We start from the raw sequence: 22,711 nt of genomic DNA, 5'->3' as shown, positions 1-22,711 counted from the left end.
TTCGCAAGCTCCCGAGCCGCCGCGCGGCCCGCCCCGCGCGCGGCGCGCTGGAACAGGGGTTCAGCTTCTCAGCTGCCACGGTCGGCTCGAACAGATCACGAGGTCTCCGGACCACGGGCAGCTCCAGGCACAGACGTCCGTCTGGAGGGAAGTCCCCATCCGGGCCACATGTCGGAAGAACGCGGCCAAGTGTTACGGGACCCGACGCATTGAAACGGCGTCTTGGTCGCAGCGGTCATGCTCGGGCAGGCCCGGGAATGGCTGATGCCGAAGAGCCCTGTGCTCACCCAGTTGGGGGAGGTCGCGCCTTGCGTTCAGCTCTTACTTGCGGAGTCCGTGGGTGGGGTGTCTGTGAGTGGATCTCGTGCTGGGGACGGGTGTGCGAGTGCTTGCCAGATCATTTCGGCGGCACGTCGGGTGGTCCACCCGGGTGTGACGTGATGCTCGGTGCCGCCCAACTGTTGTGCCGGGGCTTGAATGATGTGCTCGACGAGGGCGACGGCGAGTTCGCGGAGCTTGATGTTGAACTGCTGGCTGGGCCCTCCGTAGTACAGCCCACGCCTCGTCGACATCGCACCGCCGCAGCGCCATGATGGCGCCCTTGGCCTGTTCGATGGATGCCCGGGAGGCCAGGGCGGTGAGCATCTGCTCGGTGTGCTCGGTGCCGCGGGTGGCGACGAAGTCCGCTTTACGCAGGCGATCGCCGATGCGTTCAGTAGTTGTTCGTATGTGGACAGTCCGAATCGGAGCCTTCGCTGAATCAGTCAGGCCATGCTCGGCGTGATCTCGCCGCCGAGTTGGCGAAGCTGTGCGCCATCTTGAGTGTCAGCACTCCAGTAGTCCCGAAGCCTGACTGTAAGCATCTGCTTACAGTCAGAACAGAGGACGCCACCTTCTCCTGCGGGTTGCTCGCCACACTTCGCGCACGTTGCTGCGTCCATCGCCGCGTCTCCCCTCCGTTGCCTGGTCGAGCCCAGCAGGACCATCCGCATGCTAACTCCGAATCAGGCACACGCGTTCGATACGCGCCACAAAGTGGCCGATCAGACACTTGTGGACAACGATTTGACCTGACGGACCATCGCTCCGATACTCACGAACACATGTTCGATCGCTGGCTTCCCCCCGGCGCTGGTCGGGTGGGGAGTGACGGTCGTGGGCTTCAACAGCGGTGGCCGAACGTGGGCGGAGCTAGAACGTGCTCTGTCCCGCAAGGCGGAACCCCCTGTCGGGGACGGCGGAGACAGCCCGGCGTGGTCACGTAAACGCGAGGGGTACGCGGGCCCGCCACCGGACCTGGCCGGCCGGTTCATGAGCGACGACCTGTGCGGCGCCGGTCTGCGGGTCCCGTACGCCGAGCTGCATGTCCACTCCAACTTCAGCTTCCTCGACGGCGTGAGCCACCCCGAACAGTTGGTGGAGGAAGCGGCACGGGCGGGGTTGGATGCGATCGCGCTCACTGACCACGACGGCATGTACGGGGTGGTGCGGTTCGCCGAAGCCGCCCGCGAGCTGGGTGTGCGGACCGTGTTCGGCTCCGAGCTGTCCCTGGAGCTGCCTGGCCCGCAGAACGGTGTCCCCGACCCACACGGCCGGCACCTACTGCTCCTGGCGCGCGGATTGGAGGGCTACCGGCGGATGTGCCGAGTGATCAGCAACGCCCACCTCCGCGGCGGCGAGAAAGGCCGCCCGGTCTACGACCTGGACGAGGTCGTCGAGGAGTTACGCGGGCACGTGGTCGCGCTCAGCGGCTGCCGCAAAGGCACCGTCCGTCACGCCCTCACCACTGCGGGGCCGGACGCGGCCTATGCCGAGTTGAAGCGGCTGCGGGACTGGTTCGGCCCCCACCACACGGTGGTCGAGCTGATCGATCATCAGCTCCCGCTGGACAGCCGCCACAACGACCTGCTCTACAACATGGCCGCCGAACTCAGGTTGCCGTCGATCGCCAGCAACAACGTCCACTACGCCCAACCCGCACAGAGCCGGCTCGCAGCCGCGGCCGCCGCGGTGCGTGCCCGCTCCCATCTTGAGGAGATGGACGGGTGGCTGCCACCCGCACCGGTCGCGTTCCTGCGCACCGGCGAGGAAATGGCCCGGATCTTCCGCCGCTACCCCGGCGTGGTGCAACGCGCCGCACTGTTCGGCCTGGACTGCGCGTTCGACCTGCAACTCGTCGCCCCCGAGCTGCCGCCGTTCCCGGTCCCGGAGGGACACACCGAGGCCACCTACCTCCGCCACATCACCCAGCTCGGCGCCGCCCACCGCTACGGGCCCCGCTCCGCGAACCCGGAAGCCTATACGCAGCTGGAGCATGAGCTGGCGATCATCGAGGAACTGAACTTCCCCGGCTACTTCCTGGTCGTCTGGGACATCGTCGAGTTCTGCCGCCGCAACAACATCTACGCCCAAGGCCGCGGCAGCGCAGCCAACTCCGCGGTCTGCTACGCCCTCGGCATCACCAACGCCGACCCCGTCAAATGGAAACTCCTCTTCGAACGCTTCCTCGCGCCGGAGCGGGACGGGCCACCGGACATCGACGTGGACATCGAATCCGACCGCCGCGAAGAAGCCATCCAATACGTCTACAACAAGCACGGCCGACGCCACGCCGCCCAAGTCGCCAACGTCATCACCTACCGCGCCAAATCCGCGGTGCGGGACATGGCCAAAGCCCTCGGCTACTCGACCGGGCAGCAGGACGCCTGGTCCCGCCAGATCGACCGCTGGGGCCCCATCGCCCAGGCAGACCCCGGAGAGAAACACCCCATCCCCGACGACGTCCTCGCCCTCGCCCACCAAATCGGCGACGCACCCCGCCACCTCGGCATCCACTCCGGCGGCATGGTCATCTGCGACCGGCCCGTGTCCGAGGTCGTCCCGGTCGAGCACGCGAGGATGAAAGACCGCACCGTGCTGCAGTGGGACAAGGACGACTGCGGGGCGGTGGGCCTGGTCAAGTTCGACCTCCTCGGCCTCGGCATGCTCTCCGCCATCCACTACACCATCGACCTCATCCACGAACACGAGCACGTCGAGGTCGACATCGCGAAACTCGACCTCGCCGACCCCAACGTCTACGACATGCTGTGCGCCGCCGACGCGGTCGGCGTGTTCCAAGTGGAGAGTCGCGCCCAGCTCGCCACTCTTCCCCGGCTGAAGCCACGGAAGTTCTACGACCTCGTTGTCGAAGTCGCCCTCATCCGGCCCGGCCCCATCCAGGGCGGCTCCGTGCACCCTTACATCCGGCGCCGCAACGGCCAGGCCTGGACCCACGCCCATCCCAAGCTCGCCAACGCGCTCGACCGAACGCTGGGGGTGCCGTTGTTCCAGGAGCAGGTCATGCAGATGGCCGTCGACGTCGCCGACTTCACCCCCACTGAGGCCGACCAGCTCCGCCGCGCCATGGGGGCGAAGCGCTCACGCGCGAAGATGGAACGTCTCCGCGACCGCTTCTACGAAGGCGCAGCAGCCAACGGCATCACCGGCGAACTGGCGGACATGATCTTCGGACAGATCGAAGCCTTCTCCGGCTACGGCTTCCCCGAAGCCCACTCCATGTCCTTCGCCCTGCTGGTGTATGCGTCGGCGTATCTGAAGCTCTATCACCCGGCCGCGTTCTGCGCCGGACTACTCCGCGCCCAACCCATGGGCTTCTACAGCCCCCAATCCTTGGTCGCGGACGCCCGCCGCCACGGCGTCACCATCCTGCGCCCCGACATCAACGCCAGCCTCGCCCACGCCACCCTCGAACCCTGCCCAGACAGCACCGGCGGCGTCGCCGTCCGCCTCGACCTCGCCACCATCCGCACCATCGGCACCGACACCGCCCAAACCCTCGTCGACGAACGCGACACCAACGGTCCCTACCGGGACCTGGAGGACGTCGGCCGCCGCACCACCCTCACCCAACCCCAACTCGAGGCGCTCGCCACCAGCGGCGCGTTCACCTCGCTCGGCACCCAGCGGCGTGAGGCGCTGTGGCAAGCCGGTGCGGTCGCCCGCGACCGGCCTCAATATCTTCCCGGCACTGCCACGGCGGGTCACGCCCCCGCCCTACCCGGCATGACCGCGCTCGAATTGACTGTTGCCGACGTGTGGGCCACCGGCATCACACCCGACCACCACCCCGTCGAATTCCTCCGCGCCCAACTCAACGAGCTCGGCGCGCTCCCCGCTGCCGAAGTCGGCAACGTGCCGGACGGCACCCGCATCCTCGTCGGCGGCGCTATCACCCACCGCCAACGCCCAGCCACCGCAGGCGGCATCACCTTCCTCAACCTCGAAGACGAAACCGGCATGCTCAACATCATCTGCAGCCCCGGCCTCTGGACCCGCTACCGACAACTCGCCCGCAACGCAACCGCCCTCCTCATCCGCGGCACCCTCCAAAACACAGGCGGCGTCTGCAACCTCAACGCCGACCACCTCCAAGCCCTCAACCTCAATACCGCACACAGATCCCGGGACTTCCGATAGGACCGGCGACTCGTTGCTGAGGTGAGTGCCGTCAGCCCTCCGGCGCGTCCCGGGGCCGCCGAGCCGGGTTGCATTCACACTGAGATCGTGACATTGATCGCCGGTGATGGACGACCGCTGCCTGGCCTGCCGTCGGAGGTGGCCGAGCGCGTTTTCACCGAAGTGCCCGGGCGAGCCGAGAAGGTAGTGGCTTCGCAAGGAAGCGAGCACCAGCTTGCATACGGAGACGGCGCTCGACGCGGCTACCGCGTTGTACGAGCGGACGGTGGCCTGGTTCGTCCGGATGTTCACGCCTCCGGATGCCCTAGTACAGGCCGTGCGCGCCCTGGCCGCCGAGCCGTGGCATGGTCCCGAGCAGATCACTCGACTGGCTACGCTCGTGTCCAACCCACACCACTTGAGGTTGTTTCTCGGCCAGCTGGCAGATCCGGCATGGCTCAACCCACTGTACGAGGCCCGGCATCATCAAACTGCCGGAACCGGATGTGCCCTGGCCGGGCGCCGGTCTGTTGGACGGGCTCGGACGCACCTCGCCAGCGGAGGTTGCCGGGTTGCTGGAGCGGCTACTCGCTGACTCCAAGCAGCAGCTGCGTCCCGAGCAGCGACTGCCTGCGAGATTCGAGTTGCTGCGGGTCGCGACACAGCTGGGAGCCGCTGGTCATCCGGTTGTAGCCGGTGTCGTCACCGCACATCCCGAGAACATGGCAGTCCGAGCCCTCGGTGCAGGGGCCGTCAAGAGAGCGGCCCCGACCGATCAACTGATCGAATCCGTCGCGCGTGCGGTGCTGCGTGGCGAGCCGCACGACCACGAGCGCTACTACTACGAGCTCATGCTCGAACGGCTGGAAGCCGGTCTGACCGCCGACAACGTCGCAAGCCGCGTGCGCCTGGTGGCCGCCAAGGTCCGCGAAGTGGCAGAGCATCCCGAGGCGGGATGGGTAGCGCTGGACATCGCCAGGCTGACCACCGACCTGGGTGAGGACGACCGCGACTATCTGGTCGTTGTCACCCACTACCTCGCCCGCATAGCAGCACGCGCTCGCCAACTTGGTGTGCCGAGCGCGCAGGTGCTCGATTGGACCAAGAACATCCCCGGTGAGATAGGGGAACGGATCACGTGCCGCATCCTGGCCGAGGCCGGCGACATCCCTGTCCACGACAAGGTCGATCACATCACGCGACGCATCGCCTCGTCGACCGCCACCGGAGACGACAAGGACCTGATCGACGCGATACTCGCCACTGAACCGGACCCCCCATCTCTCACCGCCTGGACTGACGCACTCGGCTCCCCCACACCCGCACCATCCGACGCCAACGCTCCCCTGCCACCGGACTGGCCACGCGCCTGGCGCTGGTCCATGGTCCTTCCCGAGCAGGTTCTGACCCGGTGGCAGGAGCCGATTACCCAGGTCACTGGCCACTACGGCGCCCCCTCACCGAAGGCGTTCGATCACCGGACCAGCGAGCCGACCATACTTATCAGCCAGTCCCGTGCACAGCGCCGACGAACTGGCGGCGCTGCCGGTGCTGAAAGCCGCTCAACTGGTGACGAGTTGGCGCCCCGATGCGGAGAGCGAACGGCAGATGCTGAGCGCTCGGGAACTCGCCAGGGCCCTCCAGGACGTCGTGGAGGCGGCCCCGCAAAGGTGGGCAGCCGACCCGAGCGCTGTCGTGGCCACGCTGCGCGAGCCGGTCTATGTACGCCACTACTTCCGTGCACTCACCAACAAGGCCAGCGCGATCATCCGTCAGACACGAGCGATCATCGCCGCCGCCGAGCTTGCCCGAGCCCAGCAGTGGACACCGACCATCCTGGGCTCGGACGACTTCGACTTCGAACCCGACTGGCGGCACGTCGACACGCCACTGTGGATCTCGTCGCCGCACTGGCCAACCACGACGGACCCCTCGCCGAGGATCTCGACACCGTGTGGACGTGGGCACTGGCCCTGCTCGACCTCGCCCCGACCACCAACGGCTCGTTTTCCGACGGCTTCGACGCCCTCAACCGCGCGATCAACACCGCCAGCGGGAGAAGTTTGCAAGCCGTGCTCGCGCTCGGTGGATGGGAATACCGCCACCAGAGCCAGCGCAGACCGTGCTGACGGCAACGCGCACCCACTCCGAACAAGACTGATCGAACTCGGCTATCACGAGGCAGCCGACATCACGCCACGCTGAAGTTCGACATCACCGCGCATTATTGAGGACAGTCTCAGCTTGCCGGGGCGATACTCCGGGGATGGACCGCGAGGTCGTGCACCACGAACTGGATGCAGCCCAAACGACCTTTCACCGCCTCGTTGACACCGCGACGGCGGCCGATCTTCGGCGGCAGTCGATTGGCACGAGGTGGACGAACAAGCAACTGTTGTTCCACATGCTGCTCGGCTACCTGATCCTGCGTGCACTGACCAGGCTGGTGCGCATGTTCGGTCGACTCCCCGATGGTGCGAGCCGCACCTTTGCCAGAATTCTGAACGCGGCCACCAAGCCGTTCGACGTGGTCAACTATCTCGGCTCGTGGGCGGGTGGCACCACGCTCACCACCCACCGGATGACGGTCATGTTCGACCACGTCATCAAACGGCTGCACCAACGCCTCGACGCCGAGTCCGACGCCGACCTCGCCCGCGGCATGCACTACCCCACCCGCTGGGACCCGTTCTTCACCGACTACATGACCCTCGCCGACGTCTACCGCTTCCCCACCCGGCACTTCCGCTTCCACGAACGCCAGCTCAGCTTCGGCGATCACCTCGACGACAACACGGCCTCGTCCGCATGAGGTGAGTTCATGGCTGGGTAGAGGACCCGAAGCAGAACAACCGCGAGTGCGGCGCCGACGAGCTGAGCGGCTATGAAGGGAAGCACGGAGGCGGGTGCGATGCCGGCAAAGGTGTCGCTGAACATTCGGCCGATCGTGATGGCCGGGTTGGCGAAGCTGGTGGACGAGGTGAACCAGTAGGCGGCGCCGATGTAGGCGCCGACGGCGGCCGGGGCCAGGGTGGCGCGGCCGGAGCGGACCAGTGCGAAGATCACGAGCACCAGGCCGAGGGTGGCGACCACTTCGGACAGTGCGTGTGCGGCGGTGGCACGGTGGGTGGCGCTGATGCTGACGGGTGCGAGGTCGAACATCGCGTTGGCCAACACGGCGCCGGACACGCACCCGGCGACCTGCGCGGGGATATAGGCAGCCGCGTCGCGCCAGGACATACCGCCGAGCGCGGTGTCGACCGCGGTGACGACCGGGTTGAAGTGGGCGCCACTGACCGGGCCGAACACGAGGATCAGCACGTAAAGCCCGGCCGCGGTGGCGGCGGCGTTCTCCAGCAGCCGCAGGCCGGTGTCGTCGGAGAGCCGCTGCGCAGCGATGCCGGAGCCGATGACAAGCGCGGCGAGCAGGAGACTGCCGAGGAACTCGGCGAGGATCTTGCGAGACAAAGGAGAATGCTCCCGGTCAGGTGGCGGGGACGCCGAGTTCGTCGAGCAGGCCACGCACGCGGCGCTCGATCTCGTCGCGGACAGGGCGGACGTCCTCGACGCCCTTGCCCGCCGGATCGTCGAGCTGCCAGTCGAGGTAGCGCTTGCCCGGGAACACGGGGCAGGCGTCACCGCAGCCCATCGTGATCACCACGTCGGCGGCGCGGACGATCTCGTCGGTCCACGGCTTGGGGTACTCCCGGGAGATGTCGATGCCCCGTTCGGCCATCGCGGCGATCGCGGAGGGGTTGATCTCGTGCCCTGGCTCGGAGCCGCCGGACCACGCGACGGCGCGGTCGCCCGCGAGGTGCTGGAAGAAGCCGAGCGCCATCTGGGAGCGGCCCGCGTTGTGCACGCACAAGAACAGCACGGTCGGCTTGCCCTCGGTGTGGCCCTCGACCTTGGCCAGGGCGTGTAGACGCTGGCGCGCGAACCGCTCGGCGAGCAGCGGCAGGAAGTTCGGCACAGTGCTGCGCACGGCGAACTGGTCGTAGCTGGAGTGCAGGAACCGTTCGATGGTCTCGGTGCCGAACGTGCCGTCGAACTCGCCGTGCAGCCGGGCGGCCGCGGTGGTCAAGGCGTGGTGCAGGTCGATGCTCAGGTCGGGACGACGATAGGTCTGGTCAGCCATCTGTTCCTCCGTTGGACTGGACGACGGGTACCAGCCGGTCGACCCGGTCGGCGAGGTCGGTGAATGCACGGTCGAACGCCGCCTCGGTGCCCGTCAACGACGGATCTGGGACCGACCAGTGCAGCCGGTCCACGTCGAGCTGTTCGTGGGCGGTGTCGCACACTGCGACCACGAGGTCGTCCGGTTGCAGGACCGCGTCGACGTGGGCGGTGGCAGCGCGGGCGAGCGAGAGCCCGTGCTCGCGTGCGGTAGCGACCGCCAGCGGGTGCACGCGTTCTGCCGGCTCGGTGCCGGCGGACGCAGCCGGGATCGAACTGCGGCGCGCCCACAGGGCCGCCGCGAGTTGGGAACGCGCCGAGTTGTGAGTGCACACGAACACCACCCTCGGCGCCCGCACCGCGCCCGCCGGCGCGAGATCCGCGAGGGCCGCGGGGCGAAGCCGCAGGTAGGTGCGGCGGTGATCGCCCTCGGAGCGGGATCGCTCGACCACCCCGGCCTGCTCGAGCAGCTTCACGTGGTGCGCCAGCAGGTTGCTCGGCACGCCCAGCGCACGGCTCAGCTCACCCGGCGCGGCGTCCCCCAGGATCAGGCGATCGACGATTGCCAGCCGGGCGGGCTCGCCGAGCGCGGCGTGCAGCCGCGCCCGCGCCACCACCGAAGGCCACTCAATGTTCATTGACTCAATGATGATTGAGGTAGAGTGGATTGTCAAGCTCCACGAAGATGCGGTCGCGGAACGACACGCGAGTGTCAAACGTCTCGACCGGACAGCCCACTCCTGGGGTGGTGAGCCGGTAGCGAACATGAGAGGGTTGCGCGCGTGACGGCGACCAGACATCGAGCAGGCGTGGTCGGCGTCGGCTACGAGGGTCGGGACGCCGAGCAGTTCGTGGACGAGTTGCTCGCGGCCGGCGTGGACGTCGTGGTCGACGTCCGGCTGACACCTATCTCACGCAAACGCGGCTTCAGCAAACGAGCACTGGCTGAAAACCTTGAAGCAGCAGGGATCCGGTACGAACATCTGCGGGCTTTGGGTAACCCGAAGGACAACCGCCCCGGGTTCTCCGGCGACGCCGACGAACTACGCGCTGCTCTGAACCGGTACTCCACGCTGCTCGCGGACGCGGATGCGGTCGCCGCGTTGGACCGTGTCACCGCGTTGGCGGCCAGCGAGCGGGTTGCCCTCTTGTGTTTCGAAGCGCATGACCACCGCTGCCATCGTCAGGTCGTCCTGTCCCGCGTGGACGAACAGCTGCGTGCGTTTGGCGTGAACTAGCGTTTCGGGTAGTACACACCGAGCACGCTGAACGTCTGCTGTCGTTTCGCTTGGTTACCAACGTAAAACGCCACGACGTCGTGGTTACTGGAGCAGATGTCAAGGAACTTCGCCTTCAACGCCGCGGCCACGTCCGCAGGACCACCGGGGAGCTTGCGTTGCAGTGCGACGAACTCCCAGTCGAGGATGCCTTGCCGGTGTGTGTTGCAGTTCGGTTCGTGACAGCGGTAGCGGTACCAGCCTTTGAACCGGGGCGCTTCCAACGGTGTTCGGTCCGCGCCGAACATGTCGATCTGACCGACATAGGCGTCGATCTTCGCCTGCTCGTCGGCGGTCCAGCCCGGATGCGGCTCGATGTCTACACCAAGGACCTCCTTGGGCTGTATCAGCGCAAGCGACCTCGCGGGCGCGTTGTCCCGAACCGCCTGCAACACACCGCACATCGATCCTTCGATGTAGGGCTCGACAATCGGCCGCCTCCGGGCCCACGGCCGTAGCCAATCCTCCTTCCGGAGACTGCCCACCTCCGGTCGCCAGCTCTCGACACGTGGGTCAGCACGAGCCGGGCGCGCGCTGATCGAGACGATGTCGTACTTGCTGAACTGCACGCCTGCGTCCAGATCACGGAAGTTGATCGGATACAAGCGCACCCATCCAGGTGCGTCGAGGTCCAGCCGGAGTCCCGCGACACAGACGGTCTCGCCGTAGGCCGCCGAAGGGTTCGGCGCGGCCTTCACCGTGATGAGGACGCGCATCCGGACCGGTAAATCGTGCGGTTGCTTGGCATTCGGTGCCTGTTCCGGGCCGAACAGCGACGCCTGGCTCATCCCCCACCGCCTCACGATCCTGAACTCCCCAGTGTGTGAAGTACTCACCAGTAAGTCCAGATCGTCAGGCGCGGAGGAGTGGAGATCCACCCGTTCAGCGGATCATTTGTTACCTCTGCCGGAGGAGGCGACGCACAACGTAGCGGGCGTCGCGGCCAACACCGCGGAGGGTCGCAGAGGCGAAGCTGCGCTGCCATTCCAGCCCCACGAATCCGAGTCCGGGGTGGACGGTCGAGATTCCCTTGCGGTGGCCGCGTTCGGCTGGGTCCAGGTAGGACAGCGCGGGCCGGTAGCCGGTGGCGAGGAGGATGGTGTCGACGTGTTCGCGGCTGCCGTCGGGCCAGGTCACCGCGTCGCCGTCGACCGAGGTGAACATCGGCCGCCGGTCCGGTTTCCCGGCTTTGACGGCCCGTTGGTAGCGGCCGTCGTCGTTGACCGGGGTGTGCGGCGGGTTCTTGAGCAGGTGCCCGATCGGCAGGTGGTCGAACCCGAGGGCGATTGACCAGAAGTGCACGTCGCGGCCGAGCGGGCGTTGCGGGGCATACTTGATGGGTGTGCGAGTGGCGAGGGTGACCGTGGCGACCTTCGCCAGCTCGTAGCCGACCTGCACGGCGGTGTTCGCCGCACCGACCACGACTACCCGCTGCCCCCCGAACGCGCTCGGCTCACGGTATTCGGCAGAGTGCAGGACAGTGCCGGTGAACGTGTCGAGGCCGGGCAGCTGCGGGCGGTAGGGCTGCCCGAACGCGCCGGACGCCGCGATCACGACCGGCGTGGTCAGCTCGGTGCCGTCCTCGAGCTGGACGGTGAACCGGCCGTCACGGCGGCGGATCGACGAGACGCGGTGCCCGGTGCGGATGTCGGCATCGAGGTTCTTGGCGTAGCGGCGCAGGTAGTCGACGACCTCGTCCCGGCGCGGGTAGCGGTCCGGATCGCCTGGGAACGGCATACCCGGTAACGAGCTGTACCGCGCTGGGGAGAACAGGGTCAGGCTGTCGTAGTAGGAGGGCCAAGAGCCCACCGGTTCCTGGCCCGCTTCCAACACCACGGGGAAACGGCCTGCCTGGCGGAGTGCATGTGCGGCGGCCAGGCCGGACTGCCCGGCGCCGATGACGATCGCATCACTGGCGTCGATCATGACAAGTACTGCCTCTACTGGGTTGAGGGAATCGTGAAGCACGACAGCGCGGTCGCGACGGCGGCGAGCGCGCCGAGGATGAGGAACGTGGTCGCGTAGCTGCCGGACAACTCGGCGAGCGCGGCGCCCACGAACGGGGCGAGCGCCATCGTGATGGTCACCGGCGCGGACAACAGGCCAGTGAGGTGGCCGTAGTAGCGACGACCCCACCGGTCGGTGACCGCCGTCGCCTGCACGAGCGTGAACAACCCACGCGCCATGCCGCCCACGACCGCGGCAGCCACCAACGCCACCGCCGTGTTCAGCACACCGAGCAACGCCGTAGTGCCCGCGAGGGCAACCAGGATCGCGGCGGTCCGTGCCCGGACGCTGATGTGACGGACGATCCTGCCGTAACCGAGGCGCCCGACGACCTGCCCGGCACCGGCGAGCCCGAGAGCGACCGCCGCCACCTGGGTGGACAGCCCGCGTTCCTCGAGCAGCGGCACGAGGTTGATGATCGCCGCGAACGTGGCGAGCGCGGCCAGGCTCAGCGTCACCGCCAGCACGACGAACGGCGTGGTCCGCGCGACATGTCGTGGGTGGGTATCGGTCTGTCCCAGCTCGACCGGCGGCCGTGGCGGCCAGGGCAGCCGCAGCCCGAACCAGTGCGCCGGGATCGTGACGACCGCGAGGATCCCGGCTAGCACCAGGTAGGTCTGCCGCCAGTCCAGGGCTTCCGCGAGTGTCGCGGCGAGCGGCGCGAACACGGTGCTCGCCAGCCCGCCCGCGAGCGTGAGGATCGTGAGCGCACGGACCGGATCGGGGCCGTACCAGCGGGTGAGCGCGGCGAACGCGGGCGGGTAGAGCACCGCGCCCATCGCAGCCCCTACCAGCACCCAGCCCGCGAAGAACCACGGCAGGTTCTGCGCGGTCGCGACGACCACGACCGCAGGCACGCCGAGCAGCGACCCGGCCGTCATCACCCCGCGCGGACCGTGGTGGTCGAGCCAGCGCCCCACCGGAATCCCGGTCAGCGCCGCGACCAGCTGGCTGACCGACAACGCGCCGGTGATGGCCGGCGACGACCACCCGGTGGCGGCGGTGATGTCTCCCACCAGCACCGGGAACGCGTAGTAGAGCACGCCCCAGCTGGTGATCTGTGTCGCGCACAGGGCGGCGAGCACCACCCACCGCCCCGTGTGCGACGCGCGACGCTCCTGCTTCGCCGCGGTGGTGGTCACCGGCCCTGCGGCGCGGACAGCGTCAGCACCTCCGGCTCCGCCGGCGCACCGCAGCAGCCGCCGCCCTGGTCCTGGGCGGGTTCGTCGAACACTCCGGCGCCACCGCACACCCCCGTCTCCGGCAGAACCAGCTCGACGCGCTCCGCGGCTGCACGATCTCCGGCGAGTGCGGCGGCGATGGAGCGGACCTGTTCGTAGCCGGTCATCGCGAGGAAGGTCGGCGCGCGGCCGTAGCTCTTCATCCCGGCCAGGTACACGTCCGGCTCGGGGTGGGACAGTTCCTTCACGCCGTGCGGGTAGACGGTGCCGCACGAGTGGATGTTCGGGTCGATCAGCGGCGCCAGCGCGACCGGCGCCTGCAACGTCGCGTCCAGTTCCAGCCGTAGCTCCGACAGCCAGGACAGGTCGGGCCGGAACCCGGTCGACACCACGACCTCGTCCACTTCGGACACCTTCTGCCCGCCGTCGGACACCAGGGTCAGCACGTCACCGTTCCGCTCGACGGTCTCGGTGCGGAACCCGGTCACCACCGCGATCCGCCCGGCCTCGACCGCGGCCTTCGCACGCAGACCCAGCGCGCCGCGGGCGGGCAGCTGGTCGGCCTCACCGCCGCCGAACGTGGACCCGACCGCGCCGCGGCGCAGCAGCCACGTGACGCGGGTCGCGGGCTCCTGCTCGGCGAGTTCGGCGAACGCGACGAGCGCCGTCAGGGCGGAGTGGCCGCTGCCCGCGATCACCACGTGCTTGCCCGCATACCGCGTGCGGACGGTGTCGTCGGTGAGATCCGGCGCGCGGTAGGAGATCCGGTCCGCGGCGGCCCGCTCCCCGACCGCGGGCAGACCGTCGCCACCCAGCGGGTTCGGGGCGCCCCAGGTGCCGGACGCGTCGATGACCGCGCGGGCGGTGATCCGCTCCTCGCTGCCGTCCGCGTTGCGGACGTGCACGGTCAGCGGTTCGGTGTCCCGCCCGGCGTCGACCACCCGGTCCCGGCCCCGCCGCGCGACGCCGACCACCTCGGTCCCGAACCGGACCCGGTCACTGAGCACTTCGGCGAGCGGCTGGAGATACTCGGCGGCCCACTCCGCGCCGGTCGGGTAGACCGAGCCGTCGGGCTGTTGCCAGCCCGTCTCCGCGAGCAGCCGCTCAGCGGCGGGATCGACCAGCTCAGACCACCGGGAGAAGAGCCGAACGTGGTGCCACTCGGCGACCGCGGCACCGGCCTGGTCCGCCTTCTCCAGCACCAACGGTTCCTGGCCACGTTCGATCAGCTCGGCCGCGGCCGCGAGGCCCACCGGACCGGCGCCGACCACCACCACGGGCAGATCCGACATCACCGACTCCATTCATCGACAGCGCTCGATTGACTGGGCCGACAGTATCGACCAGAGTCGATGAATGCAACCATCGATTTGGATCGATACTCAGGTTGGCGCTAGCCCTGGGGAGTCGAGCAGCACGGACAGCTGCTTCAGGTTCTCCAGCCAGGCCCAGTAGTAGACCCAGGTCCCCCGGCGCTCGCTGCCGACCAGTCCGGCCTCCCGGAGCACCTTGAGGTGGTGGGAGATCGTCGGCTGCGTCAGGTCGAACGCGGCGGTCAGGTCACACACGCACACCTCGCCGGCGGCGGAGGTGATCAGCGACAGCAACCGCAGCCGAACCGGGTCGGCGAGCGCCTTGAACATCTTCGCCATCGACCCGGCCTGGTCGACGGCGAGCGGCGCCTCGGTCAGCGGCACGCAGCACGCCTGCGGTGCGGCGTCGACCACGACTTCCTGATTCGACATGCTTCTATATTGACATCGGTCGACCCAAGGGGCAAGGTGACGGCAGGCTGATTAGACAATCATCTATTCAGGAGACTCTCATGCTGACGTCCCTTCGCCGTCGACTCACCCGCATGCGCGGCGTCCGGTTCTGCGAAGCGTGCTCCGAGGTGTGCACGCCGCAGTGCCGGAGCCAGACCCGACTCGACGCATCGCACACCCACGTCAACCAGCAGCAATACCTGACCATCCGCTGACAACACGAGGAGAACCACCATGAGCACGGACACCCGTCCCGGCGGCTTCGTCGGCGACCCAGCCGAGGCCTTCACCCCGCCCGCGGCGAGCGGCTGTTGCGGCAGCGCACCCGCGACAGACAGTTCGAGCTCGGGCGGGTGCTGCGGCAGCGCCGAAGCCACTGCCGCGGGACAGTGCTGCACGCCCGCCGCCCGCCAGGAGGCGGTTGACGCGGGCGCGGGCTGCTGCGGATGACCCGACCCAGCCCGTCGGCGGGACCGGGGACGGCATCGTCCGGCCCCGGCGCCCCCGACATCACCCGCCTGCAGACCACGATCGCCGAGCTGGCCGCGGACACCTACCGTGGCCGCCGCGTTGGCACCCCTGGCAGCCGGGCTGCCGCAGGATGGCTGACTCGGCAGCTGACCGAACTCGGCGCCACCGTAACCACCGAGACCTTCCCGGTCCACGGCGTGCGCAACCTGTACGCGACACCCACCCTCCGCTGGCGCGGCCAGGATCTGGTGCACCGCCGCGACTTCGTCGAGCACCTCGCCTCCGCCGACCTCCCCGAACCCCGCACGGTCGCCATCGCGGACGCACTGGTGCCCCGGGGTGCCGACGCCGAGGGCTGGATGCCGAAGATGATCGCCGGCCCACGCCAGGGCGACCGCCCGCTCCTCGCCGTCCGCACCGACCTGCACACCCGGATGGTCACCGAAGGCGGGGAGGTCACCATCTCGGTTCCCCTGCGCACGGTCGAGACCACCGGCACCAACATCCACGCCGTCCTCACCGACGGCGTCCCCGCGGTCCTGCTGACCGCGCACTACGACGGCGTCGGCGACGACCCCGACCAGCGCCTGCCCGCGGCTGCGGACAACGCCTCGGGTGTCGCTGTCGTCCTGGAAGCCGCCCGCCTCCTCGCACCAACGGGCATCGGCATCGCGGTCGCGCTCCTCGACGCCGAAGAGGCGGGCGCCCAGGGCTCCGCCCGCCACGCACCCCACGTGCCACCCGGCACACCGGTCATCAACGTCGACGGCGCCGCCCAACTCGGCGACGCGGCCGCGGTCGAGGCGGGCGGCCCGGCCACCGCCCTGCTCGCCGCGCTCGACCAGGCAGGACGCGAGACCGGCGTCCCGCTCCGCGCGGGCTCGATGGCGTCGGACAACCGCCGCTACGCCGCGGCGGGCCTGCCCGCGATCGGCATCGGCATGGGCATCCCCGGCTACCAAACCCCCGCCGAAACCCCCGACCGCGTCGACCCAGCCACCCTGATCGCGGCCACCCGCCTGGTCGTCGCCACCGTCCACCACCTCGCGCAGGTCGCTGTTTGACGCATCATCGATCCACGTCGATACTCGGCGACATGACCGCCACCGTGCCCGCCGCCTCGGTCCTCCCCGACCAGGAAGCCGCGACCTACGCCGAATGGTTCGCCAGCCTCGCCGAACCCACCCGTGTCCGGCTCCTCCACACCGTGGCGACCACCCCCGGCGGTCTCACAGTGGGCCAGCTCACCGAGATGCTCGGCATCAGCCAGTCCACCTGCTCCCACCACATCCGCAAGCTCGCCGACGTCGGCTTCCTCAAACTCCACAAGGAAGGCACCAGCACCCGCGTCGTCGTCAACGAAGCCTGCTGCGTCGGCCTCCCCCACGCCGCCGACGCCGTCATGGGCCTGCTCGCACCCCGCCCCTGCTGCCCACCTGACGTCGCCACCGACATCACCGTCCGCGCCCTCGAACCCGGCGACTGGCCAGCCGTCCGCCGCATCTACGGCGAAGGCATCAACACCGGCATCGCCACCTTCGAGACCACCGTCCCCTCCCGCGCCTCCCTCGACGCCGCCTGGCTCCCCAATCACCGCTGGGTCGCCGAACAGGACGGCGAGGTCGTGGGTTGGACCGCCCTCTCGCCTGTCTCCGCCCGCGAGTGCTACTCCGGTGTGGCCGAAAGCTCGATCTACGTCGCCGACGGCCACCGCGGCAAGGGCATCGGCAAAGCCCTCATCCGCCAACAGGTCATGGCCGCCGACGAGGCAGGCCTGTGGACCCTGCAATCCTCGATCTTCACCGAGAACCGCGCGAGCATCGCCCTCCACCACGCGGCGGGCTACCGCACCGTCGGCATCCGCGAACGCATCGCCAAACTCAACGGCACCTGGCACGACACCGTCCTCATTGAACGCCGCGCCGACAGCGTCCACCGTCCCGCCTGCTGACCCGGTCACAGCGTGAGCTGGCGACGGTGGAATTCGAAGTGCTGAGTCGCGAAGCGGTACACGTCCGCCAACGTCATGAAGTCCTGAAAGGACGGACCCGAGCGGCCTGGCCGTACCACTGGCCCAGCTTGGTCAAATTCGCGACGGTCGCTTCGCCTTGTGCCGCCGCCGAGGTTCAGTAGCCAGATCGTTCTTCATAGCTTCGAGGAGTTTGCTTCGGGCTACGTCGGTTGCTTTTCGTGGTAGCGCACGGCCGATGGGTACATCCCGGTCGCGTTTGGTGGGTTTGCCGCGCCACGCGGCAGACATTTGCCGCCCTGCTTCGTTCTCCGCGGTTTTGACGAAAACTTCGTAGGCGGCACGTACCCGTTCACTGGCGTTGATCACCATCCACGCGGTGTAGAAGCTGATCCGGGACTTCACGTTGCTGACGTGCTGGGTGATCTCTCGACGCGCCTCGGCCGTACCGTCTCGGCGCCGGATTCGATACGGGCACTCGGTGTAATCCTCGACAGCCCGGATCGCGTCCGCGTAGAACGCCGCTCGTTCCTGTCGACGTTGTTCTCGCTGCTGGGTTTTGTACGCCTTGACCGCGACAACGGCGGCGATCACCGCGGCGACCAACGCCCCGAGGAGACCGACCAAGGCACCGAGGATGGCGGCGATCTGCTCGCCGTCGAGGGTACCGAGCCCCCACTCCTTCGCGCCGTTGGACACCGCGATCACGCCCTGGACTTCACCCGGGTACTCACCTCGGTACCGTGCGGCTGCTCTGGACCGAGCCACTCCCCGCCAGAGTAGCCGCCGGTGGCACGCCAGTGGTCCTCGAGGAACACGTGGTTACGGGCCAGGTCGACCAAGGCCAGTAGTCCGTCGACCGGCCGCCAGCGTTCGTGTGGAGGCGCCAGCGGGTAGTACAGGCAGAGCGCTCCGTCGTCGGGCATCCGGTGTGGCGAGAATTCGCTAGGAGCGGCGAAAACCCGCGGGTACTCCTCAGGGGACAGGCCCCAGCAGGGGTACGGCGGCCATCGATGGAAGACGATCAAGGTCAGGACAGGCTGCCGTCGGCCCGGGACCTCGACCGGCATCCGGTAGATGATCCTGTCCGGCTGTATCAGGAGCCGCAGGGCGGCGCCGTGTTCGCGCCGGGCGGCGGCCTCGACCGCGACCTGCCACGATGGGCGCAGGCCGTACCAGAGCGAGGCCGCCACCACGGTCGCAGCTCGGGGGTTTGTCGCCGGGGCCGACCGGGTGGTTGTGCTCACGGTGCCCAGCTTCGGACGGGGATCTGCCGACGGTCGGCACCTCGGCCCACGCCGGCGGCGACGCCGCCGATGCTGAGTTCTTTGAAGCGGCGGGCCGCTTCGGCACGAACGGCGTCCGGGTCGGGGTGGGGCAGCACGTCCTCGTCGTTGAACAGCTTCGCGAGCTCGGCGTGGGCCTGCAGGGGGTATCCGTCACGTTCGAGGCGGCGGGCTTCGTGCAGCCGCTTTCCGGCCTCGCGCAGGGCGGTGACGACCTGGGTTCGGGTCCAGCCCTTGCCGAGCTTGATCGGCTTCTCGGCGACACCGGCTGGGTCCTTGGTTTCGCCTTTGTCCAGTTCGTCAGCGGCGTGGAGGTACCAGGTGGACAGGCCGTCCAGCTGGGTCATGGGTGTGGTGATGCACGCCAATGCGAGGGCCTTGATGTTCCAGGAGCAGAGCGGCTTGCCGTGGCGGCGGTTCCAGTGCTTGAGGAGCCGGACGATGTGGGCGAAGGCGACCTTGGTGTCCTCGATCGCCTGCAGGACCATCCGTGTGTGGGCCTCGGGATCCGAGCGGGACCAGCCGGGCGTCTTGGGGATGAACAGCCCGCGGCCGGTGGTGTTGTCGACGGCGCAGATGACGTCGGCGGTGAAGTCCTTCTCACCGGCGTGCACGGGGTCTCCGAAGCGGACGAGAACCGCGCGGGTGCAACCCTCGACCTGGACGGTCAGCTTGGGATAGCTGGGCTTCAGGACCCGGCGGATCGCTTCAGCAGCCCGCTCCATCAGGTCGCGGGGGCCTTTTTTGCCCGGGCCGTAGGTGTCCTTGGCCTCGGCGATCACGATTCCGACGTCGATGTCGGTGAGCGGGGTGAGCGCGTCACCGTGCGCGACGCTGCCGTTGACATAGACCCGCGAGCCAGGAAATTCCTTGCTGATAGCGGAGGCGATCGCCTGCCGGCGGCGGCGAGCCTCGTCGAGTTCTTCTCGAGTCACCTCGATGTTGTGGCGGGCCTGGGTGAGCAGGGCCTCCAGGGAGAGGTAGTCGATTGTCATCTGCGCCTCTGAGTGTTCGGTCGTTTCCGCGCGGGTGCGTGCGCACGGCAAGCCCGATGCGGGGGCTCGCATGGGACAGACGAGCTATCTCCGTCAGAGGGGCGGGTGGAGACGGGCGTCGTGTCAGGCGCAGTCCCGGCAGCGGTCGCTATCAGGGGCGAAGTACCTGGCCGGCAGTACCTGGTAGCAGCCCTGGCAGGTCTTCTCCTTCACCGCGGGGCGGCATGCGCAGCGCCCGCACTCAGGGCACGGCGGCGTTCCGCACCGGACGCAGGCCGGTTCGTAGGAGGTGTAGTCGCTGCCGCACTCCGGCTGGGCGCAGACCCACGAAGAGGGTTGAGGCCCGGACTGCGCGATCGGCAGTGTGAAGCCCTCCTCCCATGGGGGCCGCTCAGTGACAGCGACGACCACAAGGAACCCGTCGATCGGGACAGCCTGAGCGAACAGTTCGTCGCCTTCGATCCGGTCCCGGTACCGGAAACGGACACGACCACGCGCTCGGCCGTTCATGGTGGACAAGGCACGAGAGACGACCTCGGCGTGGTGTTGATCGCTGTCACGGGCCGGGCGCGGCAGTTGGTGCGCGGCGGCGAACTGAACGACGCCCCCACGGTCGAGCAGGACGATCAGTCCGGGTGCTCGCAGCCGCTGTGCAGCTCGGACGCAAACCGCGGCACGAGATGCCGAGGACGCGTGGCGGAGCGCGACGATGTCGTCGCCGGTCGGCGTGCCGTCTGGCAGGTGCTGGGCCACGAGGTCCTCCGGCAACAGCACCTCGGCCGCGAACGCGTCGCAGGCTGCGTCCTCGAACACGGCGCGCGCCTTGCCGTGCGCGTCGGCGGTGTCGTCGAGGTCGAAGTCCGACTGCTGTAGGTGATGACCGAGTTCGTGCAGGGCTGTGAACGCCCGCCGGCCACGGCTCGTGGCCTGAGCGACGAGCATCAACGGTGGATCCTCGGTGCCGTAGTAGGCCCCTGCCACGCTGCACCGTCCGCCGGTCTCGGCGGCGGGGACCTCCCGGTAGACGATCTCGGGCCACGTGCGCAGCACCGCGACCGGGTCGCGCGTCAGCTCCTCGCGACGTCCCGGCAGGACCCGATCCAGCGAGGCGGTCATCGCCTGGGCTTGGGCCCGCACATCCTCAGGATTCGGCACCTCACGAGTCATCGAGCACCGCCTCGAAGTAACGGTCCAACTGCTCGCGCCACGAAAGGGCCGGCCCTTCGGTCTGGCGGTTCGCCACGCCTGCCACCGCGTACCCCGCAAACCGCCATGCCTCGATCTCCTCGAGACCTCGCCGCTTCGCCAACGCGTTGACCATGGCCCGGTAGACCGGCAGGTCAAGATCGGCTACCAGGTCCTCGGGAAGCGGCGGATTCGATGCCAGCAGAACCTCCGCGCTCTCGCCCACCACAGGCGCGAGGCGTTCAGCCTGATCGGGCGTCACTCCCTTCCGACCACGGAGCAACGCGATCACCTGACGATCCGGCAATGCCAGGACTGCACTGAGCCGCGATCGATCGGCCTTGCCAAGAATCTCCTTGAGCGTGCCGGTGCCCTCCGGTGCCCACCGCGCCGACACGAACACGTCCATTGCGTCCTGACCGCGGGCACGCTGCACCGCTCGCTCGTCCACGTCGGACACAATCGGCCGTCCGCGAGGAACGTCCTGAACACGACGATGCTGCTCGGCGAGCGCACCGACGAAGCGATCAAGGACACGGAGCGGCACAGACGCCGCGTCGTCGAGCCAAACCACCAACGGGATCGACAGGTCACTCGCCCCCTCCGCGAGGATCCCCGCGGAGTCGTCGGCCATGTCAGGGTCGGACGTGACTGGCGCTGCTCGCACCGACTGAGCCGCTGACTCCAGGACCAGCAGCAACTGGGTGACCGCACCCCAGCGTGCCCGCCACAGCTGTCCGGACGTAGGGTCCGGTGGAGGCGTAGCCCAGGTCTGCCGGAGGGCGGGCGGGAGCGCGGCGGCGGCCAGCGCGCCCCGCAGCCGCGCGCGCGGCGACTTCTGCACGTCGCTCATCGGTCTCTCCGCCCGCTGGTACTGCCCGCTTCCCTTGAAGTCGGACGACCTAACTCATCCACCGGAACCCCCACCGCCAACGAACCGCGGTGCAGCAGGGCGGTCACCACCTGCTCGGCATGCGGATCATCCACCGTTGCCAAACGCACGATGTCCATGACCTGCGCGATTCGTGCCTTTGTTTCCTTCCGCCCGATACCCAGAGCTTCGGCCGCAGCGGTCGGCTCGGTCAAGTACGGCACGATCGCCCGCTGATCAGGCGTCAGAACCATCCACAGCTCGTCCGCGGTAACCGACGTCAGCGCAGACTCCGGGCCACTCCCGTCCAGGCTATGCCGTTCTGCCGAGTCTCCCGTAAGAAACTCCTCAGCTGTTTCGGGCGCGATCGCGAACCGAAACCGTGCCAGGAGGACGCGGGCGAGGTCCTCCGCTCGAACGGTCCCTCCCGCCGCGGCCAGGACAGCCACAGCCACGGTGGTCAACGCCGTCCGCGCCGCCGCTGGTGTCGGCCCCGAGGTGTTCCACGATCGGATGCATACGCCACGCACGGCAAAGGCCACGCGTTCCAGGTCCGTGACGTCGCCTTGCCACCACTCGGTGGTCTCACCGGCCAGACGCCAGCCACGAACCGGCACAGACTCCGCCTCGAACCGCTGATCTTGCCCCAGGATCGTGTCCAACCGGTTTCGCAGCTTGCCGTGGGGAGTCGCCTTGGCCTGATCCTTCAGGAAGTTCTCGATTGTCGTCAGCAAGTAACGCTCGGCGGAGCCCTGGTCATCTGCCGCGATCAGCGTCTCGATCAAGAAGGCGACACCGTTCTTCTTCTCGACCATCTCAGCAAGAAGCTCGTCGATCGCGTCGTCACTCCACCAGGAATACCCCGCAGGCGGCCGAAAGGACCTCGTTCGGGTCACCTGAGCGGCGAGACGGTGCAGCAGCTCGACAGCCACATCGATGTCCCCATCGAGCAACCACCGCTCGTACTCGCTCACGCCCCCTCCGACGTTCTTCCAGGTCTTCCCGCTACGGGTACCGATAGCGCCATGTGGTTGAGCAACGGATCTACCGAATGGTCCACTACCGGCCA

23 protein-coding genes are annotated in these 22,711 nt (G+C 68.4%); 8 read left to right on the top strand and 15 right to left on the bottom strand.

Going from position 1 to position 22,711, the window contains the following annotated elements; genetic code table 11:
• Positions 1–321: 321 nt before the first annotated feature.
• On the bottom strand, positions 322–645 hold the full coding sequence (locus ACIBVP_RS37390) for an ANTAR domain-containing protein (RefSeq protein ID WP_396111211.1): 324 nt from the start codon (positions 643–645) through the stop codon (positions 322–324).
• A gap of 510 nt (positions 646–1,155) precedes the next feature.
• On the opposite strand from ACIBVP_RS37390, the gene ACIBVP_RS37385 reads away from it, so the two are divergent.
• From ACIBVP_RS37385 to ACIBVP_RS37375, 3 genes are all read left to right on the top strand, one after another.
• Positions 1,156–4,479, top strand: a complete 3,324-nt coding sequence (locus tag ACIBVP_RS37385) for an error-prone DNA polymerase (protein WP_396111210.1) — start codon at positions 1,156–1,158, stop codon at positions 4,477–4,479.
• A gap of 551 nt (positions 4,480–5,030) precedes the next feature.
• Complete coding sequence (locus tag ACIBVP_RS37380; protein ID WP_396111209.1) at positions 5,031–6,587, top strand: hypothetical protein; 1,557 nt, start codon at positions 5,031–5,033, stop codon at positions 6,585–6,587.
• A 137-nt stretch (positions 6,588–6,724) separates the two neighbouring features.
• The gene (locus ACIBVP_RS37375; protein ID WP_396111208.1) at positions 6,725–7,270 is read left to right on the top strand and encodes a DinB family protein; all 546 of its coding nucleotides are present in this window, start codon (positions 6,725–6,727) and stop codon (positions 7,268–7,270) included.
• Here ACIBVP_RS37375 and ACIBVP_RS37370 read toward each other — a convergent pair.
• From ACIBVP_RS37370 to ACIBVP_RS37360, 3 genes are read right to left on the bottom strand one after another with little or no spacing between them, the layout of a single operon-like run.
• Positions 7,237–7,926: an aquaporin gene (locus ACIBVP_RS37370; RefSeq protein WP_396111207.1), complete on the bottom strand. Its 690-nt coding sequence runs from the start codon at positions 7,924–7,926 to the stop codon at positions 7,237–7,239. The two genes, ACIBVP_RS37375 and ACIBVP_RS37370, sit on opposite strands and share 34 nt — an antisense overlap.
• 16 nt (positions 7,927–7,942) lie before the next feature.
• On the bottom strand, positions 7,943–8,596 hold the full coding sequence (locus ACIBVP_RS37365) for an arsenate reductase ArsC (RefSeq protein ID WP_396111206.1): 654 nt from the start codon (positions 8,594–8,596) through the stop codon (positions 7,943–7,945).
• Positions 8,589–9,272, bottom strand: coding sequence for a helix-turn-helix domain-containing protein (locus tag ACIBVP_RS37360; protein WP_396111205.1), 684 nt, complete (start codon positions 9,270–9,272; stop codon positions 8,589–8,591). Before ACIBVP_RS37360 ends, ACIBVP_RS37365 begins: the two co-directional genes overlap by 8 nt.
• A gap of 144 nt (positions 9,273–9,416) precedes the next feature.
• On the opposite strand from ACIBVP_RS37360, the gene ACIBVP_RS37355 reads away from it, so the two are divergent.
• On the top strand, positions 9,417–9,872 hold the full coding sequence (locus ACIBVP_RS37355; protein ID WP_396111204.1) for a DUF488 family protein: 456 nt from the start codon (positions 9,417–9,419) through the stop codon (positions 9,870–9,872).
• Here the strand turns inward: ACIBVP_RS37355 and ACIBVP_RS37350 are convergent.
• The 5 genes from ACIBVP_RS37350 to ACIBVP_RS37330 all read right to left on the bottom strand — a co-directional run bounded on the left by ACIBVP_RS37350 (position 9,869) and on the right by ACIBVP_RS37330 (position 14,844).
• The gene (locus ACIBVP_RS37350) at positions 9,869–10,699 is read right to left on the bottom strand and encodes a hypothetical protein (protein WP_396111203.1); all 831 of its coding nucleotides are present in this window, start codon (positions 10,697–10,699) and stop codon (positions 9,869–9,871) included. The genes ACIBVP_RS37355 and ACIBVP_RS37350 overlap by 4 nt on opposite strands.
• A 109-nt stretch (positions 10,700–10,808) precedes the next feature.
• Positions 10,809–11,837, bottom strand: a complete 1,029-nt coding sequence (locus tag ACIBVP_RS37345) for a flavin-containing monooxygenase (RefSeq protein WP_396111202.1) — start codon at positions 11,835–11,837, stop codon at positions 10,809–10,811.
• A 14-nt stretch (positions 11,838–11,851) separates the two neighbouring features.
• A complete protein-coding gene (locus ACIBVP_RS37340) occupies positions 11,852–13,060 on the bottom strand; it encodes an MFS transporter (protein WP_396111201.1) in 1,209 nt (402 codons plus the stop codon).
• Complete coding sequence (locus tag ACIBVP_RS37335; RefSeq protein ID WP_396111200.1) at positions 13,057–14,391, bottom strand: NAD(P)-binding domain-containing protein; 1,335 nt, start codon at positions 14,389–14,391, stop codon at positions 13,057–13,059. The genes ACIBVP_RS37340 and ACIBVP_RS37335 overlap by 4 nt, the downstream gene beginning before the upstream one ends.
• A 90-nt stretch (positions 14,392–14,481) precedes the next feature.
• The gene (locus ACIBVP_RS37330; protein ID WP_396111199.1) at positions 14,482–14,844 is read right to left on the bottom strand and encodes an ArsR/SmtB family transcription factor; all 363 of its coding nucleotides are present in this window, start codon (positions 14,842–14,844) and stop codon (positions 14,482–14,484) included.
• An 80-nt stretch (positions 14,845–14,924) separates the two neighbouring features.
• On the opposite strand from ACIBVP_RS37330, the gene ACIBVP_RS37325 reads away from it, so the two are divergent.
• The 4 genes from ACIBVP_RS37325 to ACIBVP_RS37310 are packed head-to-tail and all read left to right on the top strand — an operon-like array spanning position 14,925 to position 17,287.
• Positions 14,925–15,080, top strand: a complete 156-nt coding sequence (locus tag ACIBVP_RS37325) for a hypothetical protein (protein ID WP_396111198.1) — start codon at positions 14,925–14,927, stop codon at positions 15,078–15,080.
• A gap of 19 nt (positions 15,081–15,099) precedes the next feature.
• Complete coding sequence (locus tag ACIBVP_RS37320; protein ID WP_396111197.1) at positions 15,100–15,315, top strand: hypothetical protein; 216 nt, start codon at positions 15,100–15,102, stop codon at positions 15,313–15,315.
• Entirely contained in the window at positions 15,312–16,400 is a 1,089-nt protein-coding gene (locus ACIBVP_RS37315) for a M28 family metallopeptidase (protein ID WP_396111196.1), read from the top strand. Before ACIBVP_RS37320 ends, ACIBVP_RS37315 begins: the two co-directional genes overlap by 4 nt.
• Positions 16,401–16,432: 32 nt before the next feature.
• Positions 16,433–17,287 (top strand): helix-turn-helix domain-containing GNAT family N-acetyltransferase, encoded by an 855-nt coding sequence (locus tag ACIBVP_RS37310; RefSeq protein WP_396111195.1) that lies wholly within the window; start codon positions 16,433–16,435, stop codon positions 17,285–17,287.
• Positions 17,288–17,419: 132 nt separating this feature from the next.
• On the opposite strand, the gene ACIBVP_RS37305 is transcribed toward ACIBVP_RS37310, so the two are convergent.
• The 6 genes from ACIBVP_RS37305 to ACIBVP_RS37280 all read right to left on the bottom strand — a co-directional run bounded on the left by ACIBVP_RS37305 (position 17,420) and on the right by ACIBVP_RS37280 (position 22,616).
• Positions 17,420–18,013: a hypothetical protein gene (locus ACIBVP_RS37305; protein WP_396111194.1), complete on the bottom strand. Its 594-nt coding sequence runs from the start codon at positions 18,011–18,013 to the stop codon at positions 17,420–17,422.
• Positions 18,010–18,552, bottom strand: coding sequence for a hypothetical protein (locus tag ACIBVP_RS37300; RefSeq protein WP_396111193.1), 543 nt, complete (start codon positions 18,550–18,552; stop codon positions 18,010–18,012). Before ACIBVP_RS37300 ends, ACIBVP_RS37305 begins: the two co-directional genes overlap by 4 nt.
• Positions 18,549–19,586 carry a hypothetical protein gene (locus tag ACIBVP_RS37295; protein WP_396111192.1) on the bottom strand — a complete coding sequence of 346 codons (1,038 nt, stop codon included), beginning with the start codon at positions 19,584–19,586 and terminating at the stop codon, positions 18,549–18,551. Before ACIBVP_RS37295 ends, ACIBVP_RS37300 begins: the two co-directional genes overlap by 4 nt.
• 123 nt (positions 19,587–19,709) lie before the next feature.
• Positions 19,710–20,753 (bottom strand): ImmA/IrrE family metallo-endopeptidase, encoded by a 1,044-nt coding sequence (locus ACIBVP_RS37290; RefSeq protein WP_396111191.1) that lies wholly within the window; start codon positions 20,751–20,753, stop codon positions 19,710–19,712.
• The gene (locus tag ACIBVP_RS37285) at positions 20,743–21,624 is read right to left on the bottom strand and encodes a hypothetical protein (protein WP_396111190.1); all 882 of its coding nucleotides are present in this window, start codon (positions 21,622–21,624) and stop codon (positions 20,743–20,745) included. The genes ACIBVP_RS37290 and ACIBVP_RS37285 overlap by 11 nt, the downstream gene beginning before the upstream one ends.
• Positions 21,621–22,616, bottom strand: a complete 996-nt coding sequence (locus ACIBVP_RS37280) for a hypothetical protein (protein WP_396111189.1) — start codon at positions 22,614–22,616, stop codon at positions 21,621–21,623. The genes ACIBVP_RS37285 and ACIBVP_RS37280 overlap by 4 nt, the downstream gene beginning before the upstream one ends.
• Between the last annotated feature and the right edge of the window lie 95 nt (positions 22,617–22,711).

This window comes from Actinophytocola sp. NPDC049390, from assembly GCF_044466355.1.
GTDB lineage: Bacteria > Actinomycetota > Actinomycetes > Mycobacteriales > Pseudonocardiaceae > Actinophytocola.
The sequence above is the reverse complement of the archived record's forward strand: the minus strand, read 5'-3'. Positions and strand labels throughout refer to the sequence as shown.